General features: G+C 44.4%; 1 pseudogene. It reads left to right on the top strand.

The window, feature by feature from the left end:
- A pseudogene (locus CF394_RS15270) lies at positions 1-177 on the top strand (spore gernimation protein GerT); the annotation flags it as partial.
- Positions 178-261 lie beyond the last annotated feature (84 nt).

Genomic DNA, 261 nt, shown 5'->3' with positions numbered 1-261 from the left:
ACATCTCACGAATTATTGTTAGAAAACTTTCCTAGTTCAGAGCATCCAAAAAAAGTAAACCTTCCTTGTTTAGTCAAACGCAAAGGAACAAAAGCCGTCTATAAGGATGGCCTTCTGGAAGTCATGTTTCAGAAGCAGCAAGACTACAATATGTCCGAGGTAGAAATCTTCCGATAAAAAACGGCCTGCACCGATGCAGGCCGTTTTTATTAATAGAAGCCGGGGTAACCCCCGTATGGCGCGCCGGCACCAAAACCGTAC

Origin of the sequence: Tetzosporium hominis, from assembly GCF_002265435.1 — a bacterium.
GTDB lineage: Bacteria > Bacillota > Bacilli > Bacillales_A > Planococcaceae > Chryseomicrobium > Chryseomicrobium hominis.
Note: the sequence above shows the minus strand (reverse complement) of the source record. Positions and strands in the feature narration are given on the sequence as shown.